This is a genomic window from Streptomyces sp. NPDC104096, assembly GCF_055584385.1.
Genome location: NZ_JBVJMD010000087.1, coordinates 1 through 20,815 on the forward strand (window position 1 = coordinate 1; position 20,815 = coordinate 20,815).

Here is a 20,815-nt window from a genome sequence, read left to right on the forward strand (position 1 = left end):
TGTTTCGAAAGTCCCGTCTGCCCGGCGGCGTCTGGCACGCACTCCCCCAGAGGGGGCACCCCCAGCCGCGTTGTCGGGATCACCCCGATACAACCAGTATCGGGGCGACCCTCCGCCTTGCGAGCGCACGCACCAGACGTCGCCGGGCCCGCCCTTCGGGCGGACGACGCTACTTTCGAAACACGCCCTAGCCGAAGCGGCCCGAGATGTAGTCCTCGGTCGCCTGGCGCGACGGGTTGGAGAAGATCCGCTCCGTGTCGTCGATCTCGATGAGCTTGCCGGGCTGGCCGACCGCCGCGAGGTTGAAGAACGCCGTGCGGTCGGAGACACGCGCGGCCTGCTGCATGTTGTGCGTCACGATGACGATCGTGAAGCGCTCCTTCAGCTCGCCGATCAGGTCCTCGATGGCGAGGGTGGAGATCGGGTCGAGGGCCGAGCAGGGCTCGTCCATGAGCAGGACCTTCGGCTCGACCGCGATCGCGCGGGCGATGCACAGTCGCTGCTGCTGGCCACCGGACAGACCCGAGCCGGGCTTGTTCAGGCGGTCCTTGACCTCGTTCCAGAGGTTCGCGCCCTTGAGCGACCGCTCGACGATGTCGTTCAGCTCGCTCTTCTTGTACTTGCCGTTCAGGCGCAGACCCGCCGCCACGTTGTCGAAGATCGACATCGTGGGGAAGGGGTTCGGGCGCTGGAAGACCATGCCGACCTCGCGGCGCACCGACACCGGGTCGATGGCCGGGCCGTAGAGGTCCTCGTCGTCCAGGAGCACCTTGCCCTCGACGCGGCCGCCCGTGGTGACCTCGTGCATACGGTTCAGGGTGCGCAGGAACGTCGACTTGCCGCAGCCCGAGGGGCCGATGAAGGCCGTCACCGAGCGGGGCTCGACCGTCATCGAGATGTCTTCGATCGCCTTGTGGGAGCCGTAGTAGGCGGTGAGTCCGCTTACGTCGATTCGCTTGGCCATGACTACTTCACTTCCAGGTTCTTCAGTCGCCGATGGCCCCGCACGGCGGAGCCGTAGATCGTCGCTTTAGCGACCGGTCTTCGGGGCCTTCCAGCGGGCGATGCCGCGGGCCACCAGGTTCAGGATCATCACGAAGGCGATCAGCGTCAGCGACGCCGCCCAGGCCCTGTCGTACGCCGCGGTCGAACCAGCGCTCTGCGAGTACTGCTGGTAGATGTACAGCGGCAGGGAGGCCTGCGCACCCTCGAAGGGGTTGGCGTTGATGAACGGGTTGCCGAACACCAGCAGCAGGACCGGCGCGGTCTCGCCCGCGATACGGGCCACCGACAGCATGATGCCGGTCGTGATGCCGCCGATGGAGGTCGGCAGGACCACCTTCAGGATCGTGCGCCACTTCGGGATGCCGAGCGCCAGGGACGCCTCGCGCAGCTCGTTCGGTACGAGCTTGAGCATCTCCTCGGTGGAGCGGACGACCACCGGCATCATCAGGATCGCCAGCGCGAGCGAGCCGGCGAAGCCGAAGGGCTGCATGTCGAACATCAGCATGAGGCTGAGGATGAACAGACCCGCGACGATCGACGGGATGCCCGTCATGACGTCCACGAAGAAGGTGACGGCCTTGGCGAGGCTGCCGCGCCCGTACTCGACCAGGTAGATCGCGGTGAGCACACCGATCGGCGCACCGATCACGGTGGCGAGCCCGACCTGCTCCAGGCTGCCGAGGATGGCGTGGTAGATGCCACCGCCCGGCTCGGAGTCGGCGACCACACCCATGGAGTGGGTCAGGAAGTAGGGGTCGAGGACCTTCACACCGCGCTGCACGGTCACCCAGATCAGGGAGACCAGCGGGATCACGGCGAGCACGAAGGCGACCCAGACCAGCGAGGTCGCGATGCGGTCCTTGGCCTGTCGGCGTCCCTCGACGCGCGCGGCGATGACGTAGGTGCCGACGAGGAACAGGATTGCGGCGATCAGACCCCACTGGATGTGGCTCTGGAGGTCGGCGGCGAGGCCGATCCCGGCCGCGACGGCGAGGGAGCCCGCGGCGATGGCCCACGGCGACCAGTTCGGGAGGGTGGCTCCGCGAAGGGTGCTGGGCCGCTTGGCGGCGACGGCTGCGTGGCTCATGCGTTGGCCCCCGAGTACTCCTTGCGGCGGGCGATGATCATGCGGGCCGCGCCGTTGACCAGCAGGGTGATGACGAACAGGACCAGACCGGAGGCGATGAGCGCGTCCCGGCCGAACTCCGTCGCCTCGCTGAACTTGCTGGCGATGTTCTGGGCGAAGGTTCCGCCGCCCGGGTTGAGCAGGCTGGCCTGGATGTCGAAGCTCGGGGAGAGCACGGTGGCGACGGCCATCGTCTCGCCGAGCGCGCGGCCGAGGCCGAGCATCGAGGCGGAGATGACGCCGGAGCGGCCGAACGGCAGCACGGACATGCGAATGACCTCCCAGCGCGTGGCGCCGAGAGCGAGAGCCGCTTCCTCGTGCATCTGCGGCACCTGGCGGAAGACCTCACGGCTCACGTTGGTGATGATCGGAAGGATCATGATCGCGAGCAGGATGCCGACGGTGAGCATCGCGCGGGGCGCGCCCTCTTCCCAGGAGAAGATCCCGGTCCAGCCGAGGTAGTCGTTGAGCCAGCCGTACAGGCCGTTCATGTGCGGTACGAGGATCAGGGCGCCCCACAGGCCGTACACGATGGACGGCACGGCGGCGAGCAGGTCGATCACGTACGCGATGGTGCCGCCGAGCTTGCGCGGGGCGTAGTGCGTGATGAACAGCGCGATGGAGACCGCGATCGGGACCGCGATGACCATGGCGATGATCGAGGAGACCACCGTGCCGAAGGCCAGCACCGCGACACCGAAGACCGGCGGCTGAAGGCCGGTGTTCCACTCGAAGGTGGTGAGGAAGTTGCCCTCGTCCTTGCTGATCGCGAGGGACGCGCGGTAGGCGAGGAAGACCGCGATCGCGGCCATGATCACCAGCAGCAGGATGCCCGACCCGCGGGAGAGACCGAGGAAGACCTGGTCACCGCGACGGGTGGCGCCGCCGGCACGCTTGCGATCGCCCCCGGAGCGCTGGGGCGTCGGGGGTGGGACGTGAGTGTTCTGTGTCGATATATCCATCTGGTTCTCCGGTCTGCGGAGCCGCTCGGATCGGAGCGGCTCGGCGGAGCCGCCCTCGCGGTACGGCTCATGGCGGCGGTGCACCGGACGGTGCGGCCCGGCCCCGGGTCGATTACCGGGGCCGGACCTCACCTGTGGATCAGCTCAGGCCCGCGATGGTGGTGCGGACCTTGGCGATGATGTCGGCGGGGACGGGGGCGTAGTCGATGCCCGAGAGGATGCCCTGGCCCTCCTCGCTGGCGATGTAGGTGAGGAACGCCTTCGTGGCGGCCAGGGTCTCGGCCTTGTTGCCCTTGTCGCAGGCGATCTCGTAGGTGACCAGGGTGATCGGGTAGGCGCCGTCGGCCGTGGTCGTGTAGTTCATCTTGAGCGCCAGGTCACTGCCGGTGCCGACGACCTTGGCGTCCGCGATGGCCTTGGTGGCGCCGTCGGAGGAGGCCTTCACCGGGGCGGAGGCGCCGGTGTCGATGGCGACCGTGCCCAGACCGTCCTTGGCGTACGACAGCTCCATGTAGCCGATGGCGCCGTTGGTCTGCTTGACGCCCGCGGCGACACCGGAGGAGCCGGAGGCCGACTGGCCGCCCTTGGCCTGCCAGGCCTTGCCGCCGGAGTACTTCCAGTTGGTCGGCGTGGTGGCGATCAGGTACTTGGTGAAGTTGTCCGTGGTGCCGGACTCGTCCGAGCGGTGGAACGCCTGGATCTTCAGGTCGGGCAGGGTGACACCCGGGTTCAGCTTCTTGATCGCGGCGTCGTTCCACTTGGCGATCTTGCCGTCGAAGATCTTGGCGAGGGTGGGGGCGTCCAGGACCAGGTTGTCCACACCGTCGAGCTTGTACGCGATGGCGATCGGGCCGCCGACCATCGGGAGGTCGATGCCCTGGCCGCCCTTGCAGACCGACTTGGAGGCGGTGACCTCTTCGGGCTTCAGCGCGGAGTCGGAACCGGCGAAGGCGACCTGACCCTGGGTGAACGCGGTGACACCGGCGCCGGAGCCGGAGCCCTTGTAGTTGATCTGCACCGTCTTGCAGGCGGCGGTGAACTGCTTGACCCAGGCGTCGATCGCGTTCTTCTGCGCGGACGAGCCGTCCGCCAGCAGCTGACCCTTGGCGTCGTCACACTTGACGTTGCCGGTGTTCGCGCTGGCCGACGAGGACCCGCCGGCCGTGGTGCCCGTGTCGTCGGAGCCGCACGCCGTGAGGGCCAGGGCGCCGGAGACGGCGAGAGCGCCGAGAGCGAGAGCCCGCCGGTTCTTGCGCTGAAGCTTCACTGAGGAAATTCCTTCCAGGAGCCGCCGTCCTGTCCGGCGGCGTGCGGAGACTGACTCGAGGCGGACGCATATAAGAAGTGCGCTCCGCATCGGGTAAGGCCGAAATTAGGCAGAACAGGTGACGCGACCTACGGCCGCAGGTGAACGGCGGGTGAACCCCTGAAGGCGGTGCGGTTAGGTCACGGAACGCTCACGGGGAGAACACGTGGAGGTCCCGACGTCATACCCGTCCAGCAAACCACCTGGAGTCCTACATCACCTTTCGGGCGCCCCTGCCGGGCCCCCTGCCGACGTACCCTCGCTCCCCCGGGAACCCTCCGGCCGAAAGGCTCGTCTGGTTCCACAGGATCGGGCAGGAGGCACCATGGAACGGCGTGCGTTCATCACAGGCGGCGCGGCCGCGGCGGCGGCGGTCGTGATCGGCGGCTGCGACAGCGGCAAGAACGGCCCGGGCGGCGCGGCGCGCGGCACCGGCCGGCCGGCCACGGCGGACGCCACCGCCTCCGCCACCACCTCCCTGCGCACCACCGCCGGCGCGGCCCCCGCGAACTGGACCGCGCTCGCCCACGACCTGGACGGCGTCCTGGTCCGCCCCGGCGACGCCGGCTGGCAGTCGGCCCGTCAGCTCTACAACACCCGCTTCGACGGCCTGAAGCCGGCCGCGGTCGCCTACGTCGCGCACGCGGACGACATCCGTACGACCCTCGCGTACGCCCGCGCCCACCACATCCAGGTGTCGATCCGCAACGGCGGCCACTCCTACGCGGGCTGGTCCTCGGGCAACGGCCGTCTGGTCCTCGACGTCTCCAAGCTCAACCGGGTCCGCAGCAGCGGCGGCTCCGCGGTCGTCGGCGCCGGGGCCAAGCTGATCGACGTCTACCGCGCGCTCGCGGCGAAGGGCGTGACGATCCCCGCGGGCTCCTGTCCGACCGTGGGCGTCTCCGGTCTGGTGCTGGGCGGCGGCCACGGGGTGGCCTCCCGCGCGTACGGACTGACCTGCGACAGCCTCACCCAGGCGACCCTGATCACGGCGGACGGCCGGGAACTGACCGCCAACGCCACCGAGAACAAGGAGCTCTTCTGGGCCCTGCGCGGCGCGGGCAACGGCAACTTCGGGGTCGTCACCGAACTGCGCTTCCGCACCCACGCCGCCCCGCAGGCCGTCACCGCGTACCTGACCTGGCCGTGGGCGAAGGCGGCCGCGGTGGTGAAGGCCTGGCAGGAGTGGGGCCCGTCCCAGCCGGACGAGATCTGGTCCTCGCTGCACCTGGAGAGCTCCGGCGGTACGCCCACGGTCTCCGTGGCGGCGTTCTCCCTCGGCACGTACGGCGAACTCCAGAACGCCGTCGACCGCCTCGCCGACCGGATCGGCGCCCCGGCCCGCAGCGTCTCGCTGCGCCGCCGCGGTTACGAGGAGGCGATGGAGATCTACGCGGGCTGCTCCTCCTTCTCCGCCGACGCCCAGTGCCATCTGCCGGGTTCGACCCCGGGGCGCTCCGCACAGGGCGCGCTGGGCCGGGAGACGTACGCGGCGCGCTCGGACTTCTTCGACCGCTCCCTGTCCGCGGCCGGCGTCCAGACCCTGCTCGACCGGATCGCCTCGACGCGCGGCGGCGCGGGCAGCATCGCCCTGACGGCCCTCGGCGGCGCGGTCAACCGGGTCTCCCCCACGGCGACGGCCTTCGTGCACCGGCGCTCCCGCATGCTGGCGCAGTACATAGTGTCCTGGCGGGCCGGGACTTCGGGCACCACGGCCCAGTCCTGGCTGAACTCGGCCCACGACGCGATGAAGCCGTTCGCCTCGGGCGCCGCCTACCAGAACTACACGGACCCGGCCCTGACGAACTGGCGGCAGGCGTACTACGGCGCCGCGGCGACGCGGCTGGCCCAGGTGAAGAAGACCTACGACCCGAACCGCTTCTTCACCTACCCGCAGGCCCTGTAGCCGGATCCGGGAAAGGAGCGGCCCGGCGCTCAGCGCTCGGACGCTCGGCGCCCGGCTCAGGCCGCGAGGTCGCGCTCCGCCTCCGACGACGACGCACCGCGCGCCTCCGGGACCACCGCGTCCCGGCCGTCCCCGGCCGGCCGGCGCCGGATCAGCGCTCCGGCCCTCGGCGACCGCTCCACGGCCTTCATCAGCGGCGTGAGCATCAGCATGGCCGGCGGCGACAGCAGCAGGGCCACGGCCGTGCCGAGCGCGAACCCGCCGACCACGTCGGTCGGATAGTGCACGCCCATGTAGACGCGGCAGAAGCCTTCCAGCATCGCCAGGGCGATCCCCAGCAGACCGAACCTGCGGTTCGTGACGAACAGTCCGACGCCGATCGCCATGGTGATGGTGGCGTGGTCGCTCACGAACGAGTAGTCGGTCTTGCCGGAGACGAGGACGTCGAGTCCCTGGTGATCGAGGAAGGGCCGGGGCCGCTGCACGAACCCGCGGATCGGCACGTTCACCAGGACCGCGATGCCGGCCGCCAGCGGCGCCCACACCAGCCCGGCCACGGCGGAGGCGGCTTCGTCCCCGCCCCGCCGTCGCACGCTCGACCAGCACCAGAGCACCACCAGCACCATGGCGAGCAGCAGTCCGTACTCGCCGACGAACGCGACGCCGCGGTCGAACCAGTGCGGCGTGCTCCCGGCGAGACCGTTGATGTCGTAGAGCAGGTCGACGTCGGGGTTCGACCCGGATTCAGCGAGTCCAGCCATGGCGCTGCGGCCCCTTCGTCGTTCCCCCGGACGCACCGCTCGTGCGCCCGCTCCTGCCCACCCCCGTGGCCCGTAGATCCGCTTCCGCTCGCCGTACGCCCGTCCGCGCATCCGGCATGTGCCGACCCGCCGACCGTCGGCTGCCGTCCACCGCCCACCGGACTACGTCAACAGGAACGCACGGCCCTGGTGAATACGTTCCACACTCCACCGAATGATCACGCAGACGTTATCGAAGAGAGACACGTCATCGCAGCTCAGGGGGTGGGTTCACACTCGGTTCACACCTTGGTGGGCAGCGCTTTCGCGCCATCTTCGGTGACCCGGGTGGCCCCGAAGTACTCGGAGTTGTCGATCGGGTCGAACCGGATCACGGCGCCCGTCCGGGGCGCGTCGATCATGTACCCGCCGCCCACGTAGATTCCCACGTGGTGGATGGCCCGCGAGTCGCTGAGGTCGTGGGAGAAGAACACCAGGTCCCCGGGCAGCAGTTCGTTCCGCGCGGGGTGCGGTCCGGCGTTGTACTGGTCGTTGGCCACCCGCGGCAGGGTGATCCCGACACTGGCGTACGAGGCCTTGGTCAGCCCCGAGCAGTCGAAGCGTCCGCCCTGGTCGGCGGTGCCGTTGCCGCCCCAGAGATAGGGCGTGCCGAGCTTCTTCTGCGCGTAGTAGATCGCCCCGGCGGCCTGCCTCGACGGATCGACCCGGGTGACGGGCGCGGCGAAGGACTCCTCCAGGGTCGTGATCGTCTTCACGTAGTTGCGGGTCTCCGAGTACGGCGGCACGCCCCCGTACCTGATGACCGCGTAGGCCCCCGCGTTGTAGGCGGCGAGCATGTTGTCCGTGACGTTCCCCGGCACGTCCTTCACGTAGGAGGCGAGCTGGCAGTCGTACGAGGCGGCCGACGGGATCGCGTCGCTCGGGTCCCAGACGTCACGGTCCCCGTCCCCGTCCCCGTCGATGCCGTGGGTGGCCCAGGTCCCCGGGATGAACTGCGCTATCCCCTGCGCGGCCGCCTGGCTCCTGGCGTTCGGGTTGAACCCGCTCTCCTGGTACAACTGGGCGGCGAGCAGGGCCGGGTTGAGGGCGGGGCAGAGATTGCCCCATTTCTGAACGAGTGTCTGGTACGCCGCGGGCACGGCCCCCTTGGCCAGCGCCCGGGTCCCGCCGGCCGCCTGGCCGGCGATGTTCCCGGCGACGACGTACACCCCGACGACGAGCAGCATCACGAAGGCGAGCCCGGCACCGGCGACAGCGGTCACCACGACCCACGTCCTACGCACCGTCAACCGCCCCTCGCCGACCGGGAGTCCGCCGCGGTCAGTCTAGGGGCGGCTCCCGCGGAGCGGGGTGATCATGGGGAAGGTCGACGCGTATGTGCGCGTCGATGGCTGTTTGCCGCTGGTCGGACACCAGGGACCGGCCCCGCCGGGCTCAGGGACCGACCCGGCCAGGGCGTCCGGATCCGGCGCCCGTCGGGACGGACCAGGGGGTGGTGCCGGCGGGTGGTGTCAGGGCGTGGTGCCGGGAGGTGGTGTCAGGAGGTGCCGGTCGCGTCCCGGTAGAGCTCCGCGGCCTCGTCGGCGAACACCACGCTGTAGGAGATGTCGTCGGTGTCCCCGCCCTGCTCGTGCCCGCCGAGCACGCCGACGATCTGCCCGTCGCCGTTCACCCAGGGGCTGCCGCTGGTGCCGCCGCTGAAGGCGGGGCAGTCGACGCGCTGCTGGGTGGGGCTGTGCGCGACGGGCTTGTTGGTGCAGCTGACCGGCACCTCACGGGAGTCCGGGTAGCCGGTGACGGTCACCGCGGTCGCGCCGGTGGCCAGGCCGGCGGCGAACCGGTTCGCGCCGACCACGTCCTCGACGGCCTTGCCGCCCTGCGGATCGACGAGGGCGAAGGCGAGGTCGCTGTCCTCGTCCTTGCCCGCGGCCCATCCGTCGGGCAGGAACCGGCGGCGGACCGTCCACACCCCGTGCGCGGCCGTGCCGTCCCGGTACCCCGGTACGAAGAGGAGCGTGTCGCCCTGGCCGTCGAGGCAGTGCGCCGCGGTGGCGATGAGGTCGTGGTGCGGGCTGTGCACGACGGAGGCGGTGCAGAAGTGGCTGCCGGTGAGACGGGAGGCCCGGTCGGCGGGGAACAGCGCACCCACCCGGGCGGCGGACGCCGTCCGGGCGGCCACGGCGGTCATGCCGAGCGGCCCGGTGCCGTCGTCCGTGGTGGAGGCCGAGGCGGATGCGGACGCGGCGGCCAGCAGCACCAGCGCGCCGAAGAGGGCGCGCTTGCGGGGGCGCGGTGCGCGCGGTGTGCGGCGAGGGCGTGGAGTGCGCTTCATCGAGGCCCACCTGTCCCGTGCAGACGAGGGGAAACGTCTCCGTCCTTCCGGCTCCGGCCGGGCATTCCATCCACCGTACTGGGTGCCCCACGGATCCGCCTCCGCTGCCCGCGGCACTCGGCCCCCAGCCGTTTCCCTCCTGGGACGCACCAGCCCCCGCGGCACCGGAAGGCCGCTCGGCCGTACGCGGACCCGCCCGCCTCCGCTCCCCCTCGAAGGCGCAGTATGGCTGCCACGAAGTCGTCCAGGCCGTCCGAGGAACCCACCGTGCCCGAACTCGTCGCCACCCTGACCGCCCCCCTGCCCGCATCCGAGGCGGACGCCCCGCAACTGGTGCGCCTGCGCGGGCACACGGCGCTGCTCCAGCGCGGTGACGGGGAACTGGTGGTGCAGCTGCTGGACGACGCCCTCGGCGTCACGCGGACGCTCCGGTTCCCGGCGCCGTGGCCCCGGCGGTCCGGGTCGCACGCGGTGGCGCCCGACGCGGACCTGGCCGTCTTCACGGGCCGGGACGCCGTACGCGCGGTGGACGCCGAGGGAGCCGTGCGGTGGGAGGTGCGGCACGGCGGCTGGCCGCACCGGGACCGGGGCTCCGCCGCCTTCTCCCCGGACGGGCGGCTGGTGTGGGCGCATGTGCGCGGCCCGCTGCTCGACGCGGGCGAGTCGGATCCGGACGCCGTGGACGAGTGGCTGGTACTCGACGCCTCGGACGGTCGCGTGCTCGCGCGGGCGGACGCGCGGGCCGCGGCGGCGGGCAGCGAGCACGTGCCGCATCCCGATCCCGCCCGGATGGGCCTGAGCATCGGGGAGGGACAGGACGGGGCACCGCTGAGGTGGGGCCACTGGGACGGCGAACGCCTGGCCGTCGCGTACTTCGAGGGACAGGACCTGGTCCTGCTGGACGTGAACCCGTCCGGCAGCCGCTTCCTGACCGTCGACCACGACCAGAACACGCTCGCCGTGCACGAGACGGCGAGCGGCGCCGTCGTGGCGCGGTGGGACGCCGGGTCGTCCGCGCCCCGGCACCCGGACGCGGAGCCGGACGACGACGAGGCCGAGCCCTACTGGGACTGGGCGGGAGCCTTCGTCGACGACACCACCGTGCTGGCTTCCACCGTCGAGAGCGACGAGGAGTGGGGCGAGGGCAGGCACTGGCTGGTCGGAACCGCGCCACAGGGCCCCTCGGAGCCCGAGCCGGTCGACTACCCCCTCCCGGTGACCGGTCCGCCCGCGCCGCTCGGCGCCGGACGCTGGTACACGTACGGGAACGCGTACGACACCCTGCACGTGTGGGCCGCCCACGGCTGAGCCGGGCGCGTCGTGCGGGGCCGGCCCACTTTCGCGGCCGGGCCGCCCCAACCCTCCTGCCGGTCAAGGGCTTTGATGTGTGCCCAACACCGCCCCGAACAACCGCGGGAGCCTGTACGAGCCCTGTGCGCGGGATCCTGTGCACACCCTGTGCGCAAGGTCAAGACCCCGCCATCGCCCGTCCATCCACCCGCCATCGAGCGGTAAGCCCCACCCCTCGTCCGTAAGGCGGAAGTCAGGATTCCGAGACCCGCCTTGTTGTCGCGTACTCAACAAGTCACAGTCGTCGGCGGGCCGCCGCCCGCTGCCGGGGACCACGTACCGGTGGCATCACGACCACCCGCACCGCCCCTGTCAACCACTTCCAGGAGGCAGTCCGTTGCGTATGTCACCCCCCAGCAGGTCCGCCGTGCAAGGCAGATGGCGCCGCATCGGCTCCGCGGCCCTCGGCACCGCGGCACTCGTGCTCGCCGGACTCGGCACCGCGGCCCACGCCGGAGCCGCCCCCATGGCCACCGCGAAACCCGCCCTGTCCCAAGCGACTTGGACCGCGACCCCCTGCGCCACGCCCCGCAAGGCGGGCGAACTGGCCTGCAACTCCTTCCGGGTCACCGGCGGCCTCACCGCGTTCCAGAAACACCAGGCCCAGGTCACCGGCGTCACACCGAAGTCCGCGGACGCCTCAGCTCCTTCCGGCTACGGCCCGAGCAACCTCCAGTCCGCCTACGGACTGACCTCCGCCGCCGCCTCCAACGGCTCCGGCGAGACCATCGCGATCGTCGACGCGTACGACGACCCGAACGCCGCGGCCGACCTCGCGACCTACCGCTCGTACTACGGCCTGTCCGCCTGCACGGTCGCCAACGGCTGCTTCAAGAAGGTCAGTCAGACCGGCTCCACGACCTCGCTGCCCTCCGCCGACGCCGGCTGGGCCGAGGAGATCTCCCTGGACCTCGACATGGCCGGCGCGATCTGCCCGAAGTGCAACATCCTGCTGGTCGAGGCCAAGTCCGCCACCATGGCCAACCTCGGCACCGCGGTGAACGAGGCGGTCGCCCTGGGCGCGAAGTACGTCTCCAACAGCTACGGCGGCTCGGAGTCCTCCTCCGACACCGGCTACGACTCCTCGTACTTCAACCACACCGGCGTCGCCATCACCGTCAGCGCGGGCGACTCCGGCTACGGCGCCGAGTACCCGGCGGCCTCCAAGTACGTCACCGCGGTCGGCGGCACCGCCCTGTCCACCTCCTCCACCACCCGCGGCTGGACCGAGACCGTCTGGAACACCAGCAGTTCCGAGGGCACCGGCTCCGGCTGCTCCTCCTACGACGCCAAGCCGACCTGGCAGACCGACACCGGCTGCACCAGGCGCACCATCGCCGACGTCTCGGCCGTGGCCGACCCGGCGACCGGCGTCTCCGTCTACGACTCCTACGGCATCACCGCCGGCTGGTACACCTTCGGCGGGACCAGCGCCTCGGCCCCGATCATCGCGGGCGTCTACGCCCTCGGCGGCACCCCCTCCAGCGGCTCGTACCCGGCGAAGTTCCCGTACAACGCGGCCGGCACCTCCGCCCTGAACGACGTCACCGGCGGCAGCAACGGAAGCTGCTCCTCCAGCTACCTGTGCACCGCCAAGTCCGGCTACGACGGCCCCACCGGCTGGGGCACTCCGCAAGGCGTGGCCGCCTTCACCGGCTGACGAACGGTCGGCACAGCGCGCCGCCTTGGGCCGTGGGGGCCAGGTGGCAAGGGGCGAACGGGCCGCGGCACCCAGCCGCGGCCCGTTCGCCGTTGCCGATAACCTTCACCCCGGGAACATCGACGCGAAAAAGGGTCAACGACGGAACCACACCACAGGTTCCGGTCTGACTTCATTGCCCGGCGTGACCTGCCGTGATACACAGAGTCACCAAACGATCCCCAGCCAGGCGTTCGCGCGAAACCCGCCAACCAATGACGCCAAGTCGACATACGAAGGCGCCGTTGTCAGCGACAATGAGGGCTGACCTCTGCACACCGCAGGGGCCTTGGAACTACCCACCAGGGGCGGTGACTTACATGCTCTTTGCGGCCGACAAGGGAGACATCAACACCATCATCGGCGGGATCGCTCCGGACTGGGGCCCCTTCGGCAGCCTGGGCAACGAGGCCAAGGTGATGATCGAGGTGGTGATGGCGGTCGCCATCCTGCTCTGCCTCGGCATCGCGGTCTGGGGCGCCGCCAAGCAGCGCATCGGCGCCACCGCGCTGCGTGACACGTTCAGCGCGGAACAGGGCAAGGGCCTCATCATCGCGGGCCTCACCGGCGTCTTCATCATCGGCTCGCTCGGCACCCTGTTCACCATCGTGTACGGCATGGCCGTCTAGCCCCGGCCCGCCCGGGCGCGCCCGGCTCCACTCCTCTCCCCACCCGCCCGTCGTGCCCACCGGCTGAGGTTGCGTTTCCCTGATGTCGAGTCACCACACCGCGCCCGCGCGGGAACCAGCACGGCTACCGTCGTACTTCTACGCTTTTCGGTACGAGGTCGAGGGGGCGTACGCGAGATGAGCCTCGGGGACGATCAGAGCTACGGCGACACCGCGCGCGGCGGCGACGGCTACGGCGGCACCGGCCAGACCCGCACCCGCCTGCCCGACGGCGACCCCTACGGGGGCGCCCGACGCGGCGGCCGCTCGTCCACGCGGAGCCTGGTCACGGTGGTCGGCGTGGTCGTCCTGCTCATCGCGGCGATCGCCTTCGCCAACCGTGGAGGAGACGATTCCGCATCCGCGGACGGCACCAGATCCACGGACACGGGCGGAAACAAGCCGAAGACGTCGACCACCGCGGCCAGCGGGACGAAACCGGTGGAGACGAAGACGAACGGGATCCCGAACGGATTCGAGCACAACGCGCAGGGAGCACAGAGCGCTGCGGCGAACTATTCGGTAGCCCTGGGCTCGACCGACATGTTCGCCACGGCCAAACGCCACGACATCGTCAACACCGTCTACGCCCCCGATGTCGCCGCCGCGCGCCAGACGGACCTGGACAACGCGTACTCGAACGAGGGCTTCCTGGCGAACATCGGGCTCGGCAAGGACGGCACCGCGCCAAGCGGTCAGACCTTCGTCTCCCGGATCATCCCGGTGGGCACCAAAGTGACGGCGTCCGCCCCGGACAGCGCCACCGTCGAGGTCTGGTACACGTCCCTCTTCGGCCTCTCCGGCGAAGGCTCGACCAACCCCGTGTCCGAGAGCTGGTACACCACCACGTACGCGCTCAAGTGGGTCGACGCCGACTGGAAGATCACAGACTTTCAGCAGAAGGACGGCCCCGTCCCGGTCGGTCGCGACCAGAAGGCCTCCACCGCTGACGACATGACGAAGGCCGTCGAGGAGTACGGAGGGTTCACCTATGCGCGCTAACCACCGCTTCCTCAAGGTCACCACCGCTGTCGCCGCCGCGCAGGCGACCGCAGTGCTGCTGGCCACCCGCGCCTTCGCCGCGCCGACCCCCAGTCCGTCACCCAGCGCGTCGCCCGATCCGTCGTCGTCACCGTCGACCAGCGGCCAGTGCGATCTCATCCGAGGCCCGGCGAAGGACTACTGCGAACGCGGCAACGCCCCCTCCGGCACCACCACCCCCAGCACCACCGACACCCTCGACCCCCTCTCCTCCCTCGCCAAGGGCTGCGCCGACGCCGCGTCCTGGACCGTCGACAAGCTCAGCGAGGCCGTGCAGGACACCGCGAACGTCGACTTCACCAACCCCAAGTTCCTCCAGCAGTACGCCGTCGTCTTCGCGGCCTCGACCGTGCTGACGCTGCTGCTGTGGCTGCTGGCGGTCGCCAAGCGGGCGGTACGCGGGGTCCCGCTGACCACCGCCGTCTCCGAGGCCGTCGGCTTCCTCTGGCTCACCGTGCTGGCCTCCGCCTTCACCCCGCTGATCCTCTACACGGTCGTCTCCGCGACCGACGGCATCACCGACGTCCTGGCGAAGACCACCGGGAACCAGACCGACACGTTCTTCGGCAACTTCTCCGGCGCCCTCGCCAAGGGCGACAACATCGGCGGCGGCCCGATCATGCTGATCGTGGTCTCGCTGGTCTCCATCCTCGCCGCCGGCGTCCTGTGGCTGGAGCTGGTCATCCGGGCCGCGCTCCTCTACGTGGGCGCCCTGCTCGGCACCGTCGTCTACGCCGGCATGGTCGACAAGAACCTGTGGGGCCACGTGCGCCGCTGGGCCGGAATCATGATCGCCGTGATCCTGGTCAAACCGGTCATCGTCATCGTGCTCGGCCTGGCCGGAGCCCTGTCCACCGACGACGGCCCGGGCGCCTTCTCCGCCGTGGTCTCCGGACTCGCGATCATCCTGCTCGCCATCTTCGCCAGCGCGATGATCTACCGCTTCGTCCCCGGCTTCGGCGACGAGATCGCGAACTCCCGCAACAACCGCATCATGCAGGGCGCCGAGGGCAAGGCCGCCGCCGTCATCAGCTCCCCGGCGACCCTGGTCGCCCAGGGCATCAAGACGCACAGCACCCGCGCCGACAACAACGGCGGCGGCCAGTCCGGCTCCGCCGGCCCCCGCCCGGCCAACCCCGCCTCGGGCGGAGTGGCGGCGCACAGCGCACGCACCCCGGGCGGATCCGTCCCCACCGCCGCACCCGCGCCCCGCGCACCCAGCGCGGTCAACACCCCGCACGCCGGCAACACACGCAACAACCGCACGGGAGGTGAAGGGCGTTGACGACCGAGACCCACCTGTCCCATCCGGTCACGCCCCGCCGTTCATATCTGATCGGCCGCGCCCGGCCGAACGCGATCGTCGGCCGCAACCGCGAGTCCGGCGAGATCGCGCTCATCGTCGTCGGCGCGTTCCTCGGCATGATGTGCGGGCTCCTCGTCCCCCTGCTGGCCCTGCGCATCGTGCTGCTGTCCGGCTTCCCCATGCTCGCGCTGGCCGCGGTCTACGTGCCGTACAAGCAGCGCACCTTCTACAAGTGGTTCGAGGTGAACCGCAGTTACAAGCGGACCCTGCGCCGGGGCACCGCCTACCGCTCCGCCGTCATGGAGGCCGGCACCCGGGCCGACGGGCGGGAGATCGAGATCGGCCCGCCGCCCGGCATCGGCCGCATCAGCTGGCTGGCCGCGCCCTTCGGCCCCGACGAGATCGCCGTACTCCTGCACGCCGACCGCCGTACGGTCACCGCGGCGATCGAGATCGAGGGCCCCGGCGTCGGCCTGCGCGACAGCGAGGACCAGGAAGCCCTCGTCGACCGCTTCGGCACCCTCCTGAAGCACGTGGCGAACGGCGACGGCTTCGTCACCCGCCTGCAGATGCTCGCCCGCACCCTCCCCGCCGACCCCGACGCCCACGCCAAGGACGTGGCCGTACGCGGCGACGAGCGGGCACCGGGCTGGCTGGCCCAGTCGTACGACCAACTCCAGTCGATGGTGTCCACCAGCAGCGAGCAGCACCGCGCCTACCTCGTCGCCTGCATGCACTACACCCGTGAACTGGCCGCCGAGGCACAGGCCATGGCGCGCGCCGCCCGCCCCGCGGCCGGCCGCAAGCTGGACCGGGACGCCGGACTCGCCGTCGTCATGGCCCGCGAGCTCACCGACATCTGCTCCCGTCTCCAGGAAGCCGACATCCGGGTCCGCCAGCCGCTGGGCCAGGGCCGCCTCGCGTCCCTGATCCACTCCATGTACGACCCGGACCACCCGATCGACCACATCCAGGCGATGACCAAGCGCAACGCCTGGCCGGCCGAGCTGGACGCCATGGAGCCCCAGTACCTCCAGGCGAAGACCCGCGAGTCCTCCACCCGCGCCCCCTGGTGCCACGCCACCGCCTGGGTCAAGGAGTGGCCGATGACCCCGGTCGGCGTCAACTTCCTGGCCCCGCTCCTGGTCCACACCCCGGACGTCATCCGCACGGTCGCCGTCACGATGGACCTCGAACCCACCGAGGTCGCCATCGAGCGCATGCTGACGGAGAAGACGAACGACGAGGCGGAAGCCTCCCGCGCCGCGAAGATGAACCGCACCGTCGACCCGCGCGACGTGGCCGCCCACGGCCGCCTCGACCAGCGCGGGGAGGACCTCGCCAGCGGCGCGGCCGGCGTCAACCTGGTCGGCTACATCACCGTCTCCTCCCGCAACCCCGAAGCGCTGGCCCGCGACAAGCGGACCATCAGGGCCTCGGCCGGAAAGTCGTACCTGAAACTGGAGTGGTGCGACCGCGAGCACCACCGCGCCTTCGTGAACACCCTTCCTTTCGCCACCGGCATTCGGAGGTAGGACCTGATGCGGGATCCGCTGTCCGTCCTCACCGACGCCTTCACCTCCTTCCTCTTCGGGAAGGTGGAGACGACCCGGCTCCCGGTGCGCACCTCGACAGGCCAGGCCCAGGCGGTCTACCTGCCCACCGCCGCCCCCGGCCTCGGTGACTCCGGCGTCATCATCGGCCGCGAGGTCTACTCCGGGAAGGGCTACATCTACGACCCCTTCCAGCTCTACGGCCAGCAGCTGCCGGCCCCGCACTGGCTCGTCCTCGGCGAGTCCGGCAACGGCAAGTCGGCCCTGGAGAAGACGTACGTCCTACGACAACTGCGCTTCCGCGACCGGCAGGTCGTCGTCCTGGACGCGCAGGGCGAGGACGGCTTCGGCGAATGGAACCTCATCGCCCAGCAGTTGGGAATAACCCCCATCCGCCTGGACCCGATGGCCGCCCTGGACCACGGCATCCGCCTCAACCCGCTCGACCCCTCGATCACCACCACGGGCCAACTGGCGCTGCTGCGCACCATCATCGAGGTCGCGATGGGCCACGGCCTCGACGAACGCTCCGGCTTCGCCCTCAAGGTCGCCCACTCCTACGTCAACGAGACGATCCTCGACCGCCAGCCGGTCCTGACCGACATCGTGGAGCAACTGCGCCACCCCGAACCGGAGTCGGCCGAGGCGATGAACGTCGCCACGGACGACGTACGGGCGTGGGGCCTGGACGTCGCCCTGGTCCTGGACCGCCTGGTCGACGGCGACCTGCGCGGCATGTTCGACGGCCCGACCACCGTGGGCATCGACCTGGACGCACCGCTGATCGTCTTCGACCTCTCCCACATCGACCGCAACTCCATCGCGATGCCGATCCTGATGGCGATCGTCGGCGTCTGGCTGGAGCACACCTGGATCCGCCCCGACCGCAAGAAGCGCATCTTCCTGGTCGAGGAGGCGTGGCACATCATCAACAGCCCCTTCGTGGCCCAGCTGTTCCAGCGGCTGCTGAAGTTCGGGCGCCGGCTCGGCCTGTCCTTCGTCGCGGTCGTCCACCATCTCTCCGACGTGGTGGACGGGGCGGCCGCCAAGGAGGCCGCGGCCATCCTCAAGATGGCCTCGACCAGGACGATCTACGCGCAGAAGGCCGACGAGGCACGGGCCACCGGCCGGGTGCTCGGCCTGCCGCGCTGGGCCGTCGAGATCATCCCCACCCTCACCCCCGGCATCGCCGTCTGGGACGTCAACGGCAATGTCCAGGTGGTCAAACACCTGGTCACCGAGACGGAACGCCCCCTGGTCTTCACCGACCGCGCGATGACCGAGTCGTCCAGCGACCTGGCCCCGGACGACGACGTGCTGCGCGCCGCCGAACTGGAGGCGGAGGAAAGGGCGGCCGCCTTCATGGAACAGCATCTGGGCGATCTGGACGGCTCGTCCGAGTCGACGGTGGCGTAGAAGGGGTGTCCCTGGCATGAGACCGGACGAACGCCGGCCCGGCGCGGGCGGCATCCCCGACGGCCTGCTGGTAGGCATACTCGCTTTCCTGCTCGGCATGACCCTGCTGGTATGGACGGCCACGGGCCTCGCCGGACTGTTCGCGCACGGCTCCTGGCCGTCCGGCGTCACCTTCACCCGCACCCCCGTGGCCATGCGTCGGCTGATCGCCCAGCCGCACGACATCCCCGGCGCATGGCCGGACGCCCCACCGGCCGGGCTCTCCGGTTACGGCCTGTTCTGGGGCCTGTTCATCGGCCAGCTGATGGTCCTGTTCGTCCTGACCGTGTTCGTGATGGGGACGCTGGCCCGCTGGAGAGCGGGCCGGGCCAGAAGTCGCGCGGCGGCCGCGGGCACCCCGGACCACCACGAGGTGCCGGTGCCGAGAAGCCCGTCACCGACCCCCGAGCCCAGTCACCGACCGTCCGCACCCACGCCCGCGTCCGCACCCGCACCCGCGCCCGCGCCCGCGCCCGCGCCCGCGCCCGCGCCCGCGCCCGCGCATACGAACGAACCGGTACCCGCACCGGCACGCGAATCCGGACCGGCGAACGAACCACGGCCGACGGACGGACCACTGCGGACCACGCTCACACCGTCGCCCGAGCCCTTGCCCGGATCGGCCGCGCAGCGCCAGGAGCCCGTCACCGCCCTCTTCCCCGTCGAGCGCACCTCCGGGTGGGAGCCGTCCCGCCCGGAGGGCACGGTCGTCTACGCCGCTCCCGAAGCGCGTCGGGCCGCCGCGGCCCAGGCCGTGCGCGACGCGGAGGGCGCGGCCCTCGTCGTCACCTCGGATCCCGCCCTCTGGAGCGACACCAAGGACGCCCGCGCCAAACTGGGCCCCGTCCACCTCTACGACCCCACGCATCTGTGCGACACCCCGGCCCGGCTGCACTGGTCGCCGACCACCGGCTGCGAGGACAAGCAGACCGCGGTACACAGGGCAGCGGCCCTGCTCGCCCCCGTCCGGCCCACCGCCAAGATCGACCAGGCCGTCGGCGACACCGCCGAAACGCTCCTGCGCAGCTATCTGCACGCCGCCGCCATCGACGGCCGCACCGTCCGCCATGTCCACCGCTGGTCCCAGGGCACCCAGATCCAGGACGCGGTGCGCATCCTCCGCACCAACCCCAAGGCGGCCCCCGGCGCCGCGGGCGAGCTGGAGGCCGCTCTCACCTCACACCCCGAACGCCGTGACATCGCCCAGGAGCTGACCAGCCGTGCGCTCTCCGCGCTGTCCACGGTCAACATCCGCGAGGCCTGCGCCCCGAACCGAAGCGATGCGCTCGCCCTGGATTCCTTCGTCGACGAAGGGGGCACGCTTTATGTGGTCGGTGAATCCATCGAGGACCCCAGGACGCACCCCGGTGCGATGCCGCTCCTGACGGCCCTTGTCTCCAGCGTGGTCGAGCGTGGCCGGCGCATGGCCGAACGGTCATCCTCCGGTCGCCTCGACCCACCACTGACGCTCGTCCTGGACGACGTCGCCGCCGTGGCTCCGCTTCCCCAGCTGCCGGAGCTGCTGGCCACCGGAGCGGACCGGGGACTGCCCGCCCTGGCCCTGCTCCGGTCCCGGGAACAGGCCCGCTCCCGCTGGCCGCACCAAGAACTCCCGGCGTAGACGTCAGTCGCGTTCGAGGACGAATTCCAGCTCGGTCTCGTCGGACCCCGGCTGCAACGGCACGACGACCCCGCTCGGCACGAACCCGACCCTGCGGTAGAACCGCTGCGCCCGCTGGTTGTCCGGGTGCACGATCAGCCGTATCCGCTCGGCCCCGATGCCCGACGCCCACTCCAGTCCGGCATCGAAGAGCACCTCGGTGAGCCCGATCCCACGGAAGTCGTCCCGTACGAACACGGCGACCAGGTGCGCCTGCTTCCGTTCGACCGGAAATCCCGCCCAGTCCTTCGAGCCCGCCTCCTCCACCAGCACGGTCAGGGTGCCGACCCACTCGCCGTCCGGGCCTTCGGCGATGATCTGCTGAGCTTCGCTCGCGCCCTCCGCGGCTCGCTCGGTCCGCTGCTGCCAGAAGGAATCCGGCTCCCGGACGGCCTCCTCGTAGGTCTGGAGGAAGGCGAGGTGCGCGATCGGGTCCTGGAGCGCGAGCAGCCGCAGCGCCTTGGCGGCCGGCCACTCATCAGCGCGTATGGATCGGATGACGTAGTTCATGCGCCACACCGTATCCGGAACGCAGAAAAGGCCCCCACCGATTTAACGGTGGAGGCCTTCTCCAAAATTTGTTCGGCGGTGTCCTACTCTCCCACAGGGTCCCCCCTGCAGTACCATCGGCGCTGTGAGGCTTAGCTTCCGGGTTCGGAATGTAACCGGGCGTTTCCCTCACGCT

Annotated in this window: 17 protein-coding genes and 1 rRNA gene; 9 read left to right on the top strand and 9 right to left on the bottom strand. The window is 70.6% G+C overall.

Annotated elements, in window-relative coordinates; all coding sequences use genetic code 11:
* Positions 1-187: 187 nt before the first annotated feature.
* The 4 genes from pstB to pstS form a co-directional block, all read right to left on the bottom strand.
* Positions 188-964 (bottom strand): phosphate ABC transporter ATP-binding protein PstB, encoded by a 777-nt coding sequence (gene pstB / locus ACZ60B_RS40035; protein WP_152894423.1) that lies wholly within the window; start codon positions 962-964, stop codon positions 188-190.
* A 66-nt stretch (positions 965-1,030) separates the two neighbouring features.
* Positions 1,031-2,092, bottom strand: a complete 1,062-nt coding sequence (gene pstA, locus ACZ60B_RS40040; protein ID WP_469396297.1) for a phosphate ABC transporter permease PstA — start codon at positions 2,090-2,092, stop codon at positions 1,031-1,033.
* Positions 2,089-3,093 carry a phosphate ABC transporter permease subunit PstC gene (pstC, locus tag ACZ60B_RS40045; protein WP_469396298.1) on the bottom strand — a complete coding sequence of 335 codons (1,005 nt, stop codon included), beginning with the start codon at positions 3,091-3,093 and terminating at the stop codon, positions 2,089-2,091. The genes pstA and pstC overlap by 4 nt, the downstream gene beginning before the upstream one ends.
* A 139-nt stretch (positions 3,094-3,232) precedes the next feature.
* Positions 3,233-4,360: a phosphate ABC transporter substrate-binding protein PstS gene (pstS, locus tag ACZ60B_RS40050; RefSeq protein WP_469396301.1), complete on the bottom strand. Its 1,128-nt coding sequence runs from the start codon at positions 4,358-4,360 to the stop codon at positions 3,233-3,235.
* 364 nt (positions 4,361-4,724) lie between these two features.
* Between pstS and ACZ60B_RS40055 the strand changes: the two genes are divergently transcribed.
* A complete protein-coding gene (locus ACZ60B_RS40055) occupies positions 4,725-6,305 on the top strand; it encodes an FAD-binding oxidoreductase (RefSeq protein WP_469396303.1) in 1,581 nt (526 codons plus the stop codon).
* Positions 6,306-6,361: 56 nt separating this feature from the next.
* On the opposite strand, the gene ACZ60B_RS40060 is transcribed toward ACZ60B_RS40055, so the two are convergent.
* The 3 genes from ACZ60B_RS40060 to ACZ60B_RS40070 all read right to left on the bottom strand — a co-directional run bounded on the left by ACZ60B_RS40060 (position 6,362) and on the right by ACZ60B_RS40070 (position 9,398).
* Positions 6,362-7,066, bottom strand: coding sequence for a phosphatase PAP2 family protein (locus tag ACZ60B_RS40060; RefSeq protein WP_469396305.1), 705 nt, complete (start codon positions 7,064-7,066; stop codon positions 6,362-6,364).
* Positions 7,067-7,347: 281 nt separating this feature from the next.
* Positions 7,348-8,355 carry a C40 family peptidase gene (locus ACZ60B_RS40065; RefSeq protein WP_469396307.1) on the bottom strand — a complete coding sequence of 336 codons (1,008 nt, stop codon included), beginning with the start codon at positions 8,353-8,355 and terminating at the stop codon, positions 7,348-7,350.
* 248 nt (positions 8,356-8,603) lie between these two features.
* Entirely contained in the window at positions 8,604-9,398 is a 795-nt protein-coding gene (locus ACZ60B_RS40070; protein WP_469396309.1) for a trypsin-like serine peptidase, read from the bottom strand.
* A 225-nt stretch (positions 9,399-9,623) separates the two neighbouring features.
* Between ACZ60B_RS40070 and ACZ60B_RS40075 the strand changes: the two genes are divergently transcribed.
* The 8 genes from ACZ60B_RS40075 to ACZ60B_RS40110 all read left to right on the top strand — a co-directional run bounded on the left by ACZ60B_RS40075 (position 9,624) and on the right by ACZ60B_RS40110 (position 20,091).
* The gene (locus ACZ60B_RS40075) at positions 9,624-10,706 is read left to right on the top strand and encodes a hypothetical protein (RefSeq protein ID WP_469396311.1); all 1,083 of its coding nucleotides are present in this window, start codon (positions 9,624-9,626) and stop codon (positions 10,704-10,706) included.
* Positions 10,707-11,091: 385 nt separating this feature from the next.
* Positions 11,092-12,408, top strand: a complete 1,317-nt coding sequence (locus tag ACZ60B_RS40080; protein WP_469396313.1) for a S53 family peptidase — start codon at positions 11,092-11,094, stop codon at positions 12,406-12,408.
* 359 nt (positions 12,409-12,767) lie between these two features.
* Positions 12,768-13,076 carry a hypothetical protein gene (locus ACZ60B_RS40085; RefSeq protein ID WP_014673544.1) on the top strand — a complete coding sequence of 103 codons (309 nt, stop codon included), beginning with the start codon at positions 12,768-12,770 and terminating at the stop codon, positions 13,074-13,076.
* A gap of 177 nt (positions 13,077-13,253) precedes the next feature.
* Entirely contained in the window at positions 13,254-14,117 is an 864-nt protein-coding gene (locus ACZ60B_RS40090) for a hypothetical protein (protein ID WP_469396316.1), read from the top strand.
* Positions 14,107-15,441, top strand: coding sequence for a hypothetical protein (locus ACZ60B_RS40095; protein ID WP_469396318.1), 1,335 nt, complete (start codon positions 14,107-14,109; stop codon positions 15,439-15,441). Before ACZ60B_RS40090 ends, ACZ60B_RS40095 begins: the two co-directional genes overlap by 11 nt.
* Positions 15,438-16,997, top strand: a complete 1,560-nt coding sequence (locus ACZ60B_RS40100) for an SCO6880 family protein (RefSeq protein ID WP_469396322.1) — start codon at positions 15,438-15,440, stop codon at positions 16,995-16,997. The genes ACZ60B_RS40095 and ACZ60B_RS40100 overlap by 4 nt, the downstream gene beginning before the upstream one ends.
* A 6-nt stretch (positions 16,998-17,003) precedes the next feature.
* Positions 17,004-18,431, top strand: coding sequence for an ATP-binding protein (locus tag ACZ60B_RS40105; protein WP_469396324.1), 1,428 nt, complete (start codon positions 17,004-17,006; stop codon positions 18,429-18,431).
* Positions 18,432-18,447: 16 nt separating this feature from the next.
* Entirely contained in the window at positions 18,448-20,091 is a 1,644-nt protein-coding gene (locus ACZ60B_RS40110; RefSeq protein ID WP_469396327.1) for a type IV secretory system conjugative DNA transfer family protein, read from the top strand.
* 3 nt (positions 20,092-20,094) lie between these two features.
* Here the strand turns inward: ACZ60B_RS40110 and ACZ60B_RS40115 are convergent, their stop codons facing one another.
* Both ACZ60B_RS40115 and rrf read right to left on the bottom strand, forming a co-directional pair.
* Positions 20,095-20,640, bottom strand: a complete 546-nt coding sequence (locus ACZ60B_RS40115; RefSeq protein ID WP_469396329.1) for a GNAT family N-acetyltransferase — start codon at positions 20,638-20,640, stop codon at positions 20,095-20,097.
* Between the two features lie 70 nt (positions 20,641-20,710).
* A 5S ribosomal RNA gene (rrf, locus tag ACZ60B_RS40120) occupies positions 20,711-20,815 on the bottom strand; the annotation flags it as partial.

Excerpts from the sequence above, each read along its gene's own strand:
- pstB (WP_152894423.1), bottom strand. The coding sequence starts at position 964 with ATGGCCAAGCGAATCGACGTAAGCGGACTCACCGCCTACTACGGCTCC.
- pstA (WP_469396297.1), bottom strand. The coding sequence starts at position 2,092 with ATGAGCCACGCAGCCGTCGCCGCCAAGCGGCCCAGCACCCTTCGCGGA.
- pstC (WP_469396298.1), bottom strand. The coding sequence starts at position 3,093 with ATGGATATATCGACACAGAACACTCACGTCCCACCCCCGACGCCCCAG.
- ACZ60B_RS40055 (WP_469396303.1), top strand. The coding sequence starts at position 4,725 with ATGGAACGGCGTGCGTTCATCACAGGCGGCGCGGCCGCGGCGGCGGCG.
- ACZ60B_RS40060 (WP_469396305.1), bottom strand. The coding sequence starts at position 7,066 with ATGGCTGGACTCGCTGAATCCGGGTCGAACCCCGACGTCGACCTGCTC.
- ACZ60B_RS40070 (WP_469396309.1), bottom strand. The coding sequence starts at position 9,398 with ATGAAGCGCACTCCACGCCCTCGCCGCACACCGCGCGCACCGCGCCCC.
- ACZ60B_RS40075 (WP_469396311.1), top strand. The coding sequence starts at position 9,624 with ATGGCTGCCACGAAGTCGTCCAGGCCGTCCGAGGAACCCACCGTGCCC.
- ACZ60B_RS40080 (WP_469396313.1), top strand. The coding sequence starts at position 11,092 with ATGTCACCCCCCAGCAGGTCCGCCGTGCAAGGCAGATGGCGCCGCATC.
- ACZ60B_RS40085 (WP_014673544.1), top strand. The coding sequence starts at position 12,768 with ATGCTCTTTGCGGCCGACAAGGGAGACATCAACACCATCATCGGCGGG.
- ACZ60B_RS40090 (WP_469396316.1), top strand. The coding sequence starts at position 13,254 with ATGAGCCTCGGGGACGATCAGAGCTACGGCGACACCGCGCGCGGCGGC.
- ACZ60B_RS40095 (WP_469396318.1), top strand. The coding sequence starts at position 14,107 with ATGCGCGCTAACCACCGCTTCCTCAAGGTCACCACCGCTGTCGCCGCC.
- ACZ60B_RS40105 (WP_469396324.1), top strand. The coding sequence starts at position 17,004 with ATGCGGGATCCGCTGTCCGTCCTCACCGACGCCTTCACCTCCTTCCTC.
- ACZ60B_RS40110 (WP_469396327.1), top strand. The coding sequence starts at position 18,448 with ATGAGACCGGACGAACGCCGGCCCGGCGCGGGCGGCATCCCCGACGGC.
- ACZ60B_RS40115 (WP_469396329.1), bottom strand. The coding sequence starts at position 20,640 with ATGAACTACGTCATCCGATCCATACGCGCTGATGAGTGGCCGGCCGCC.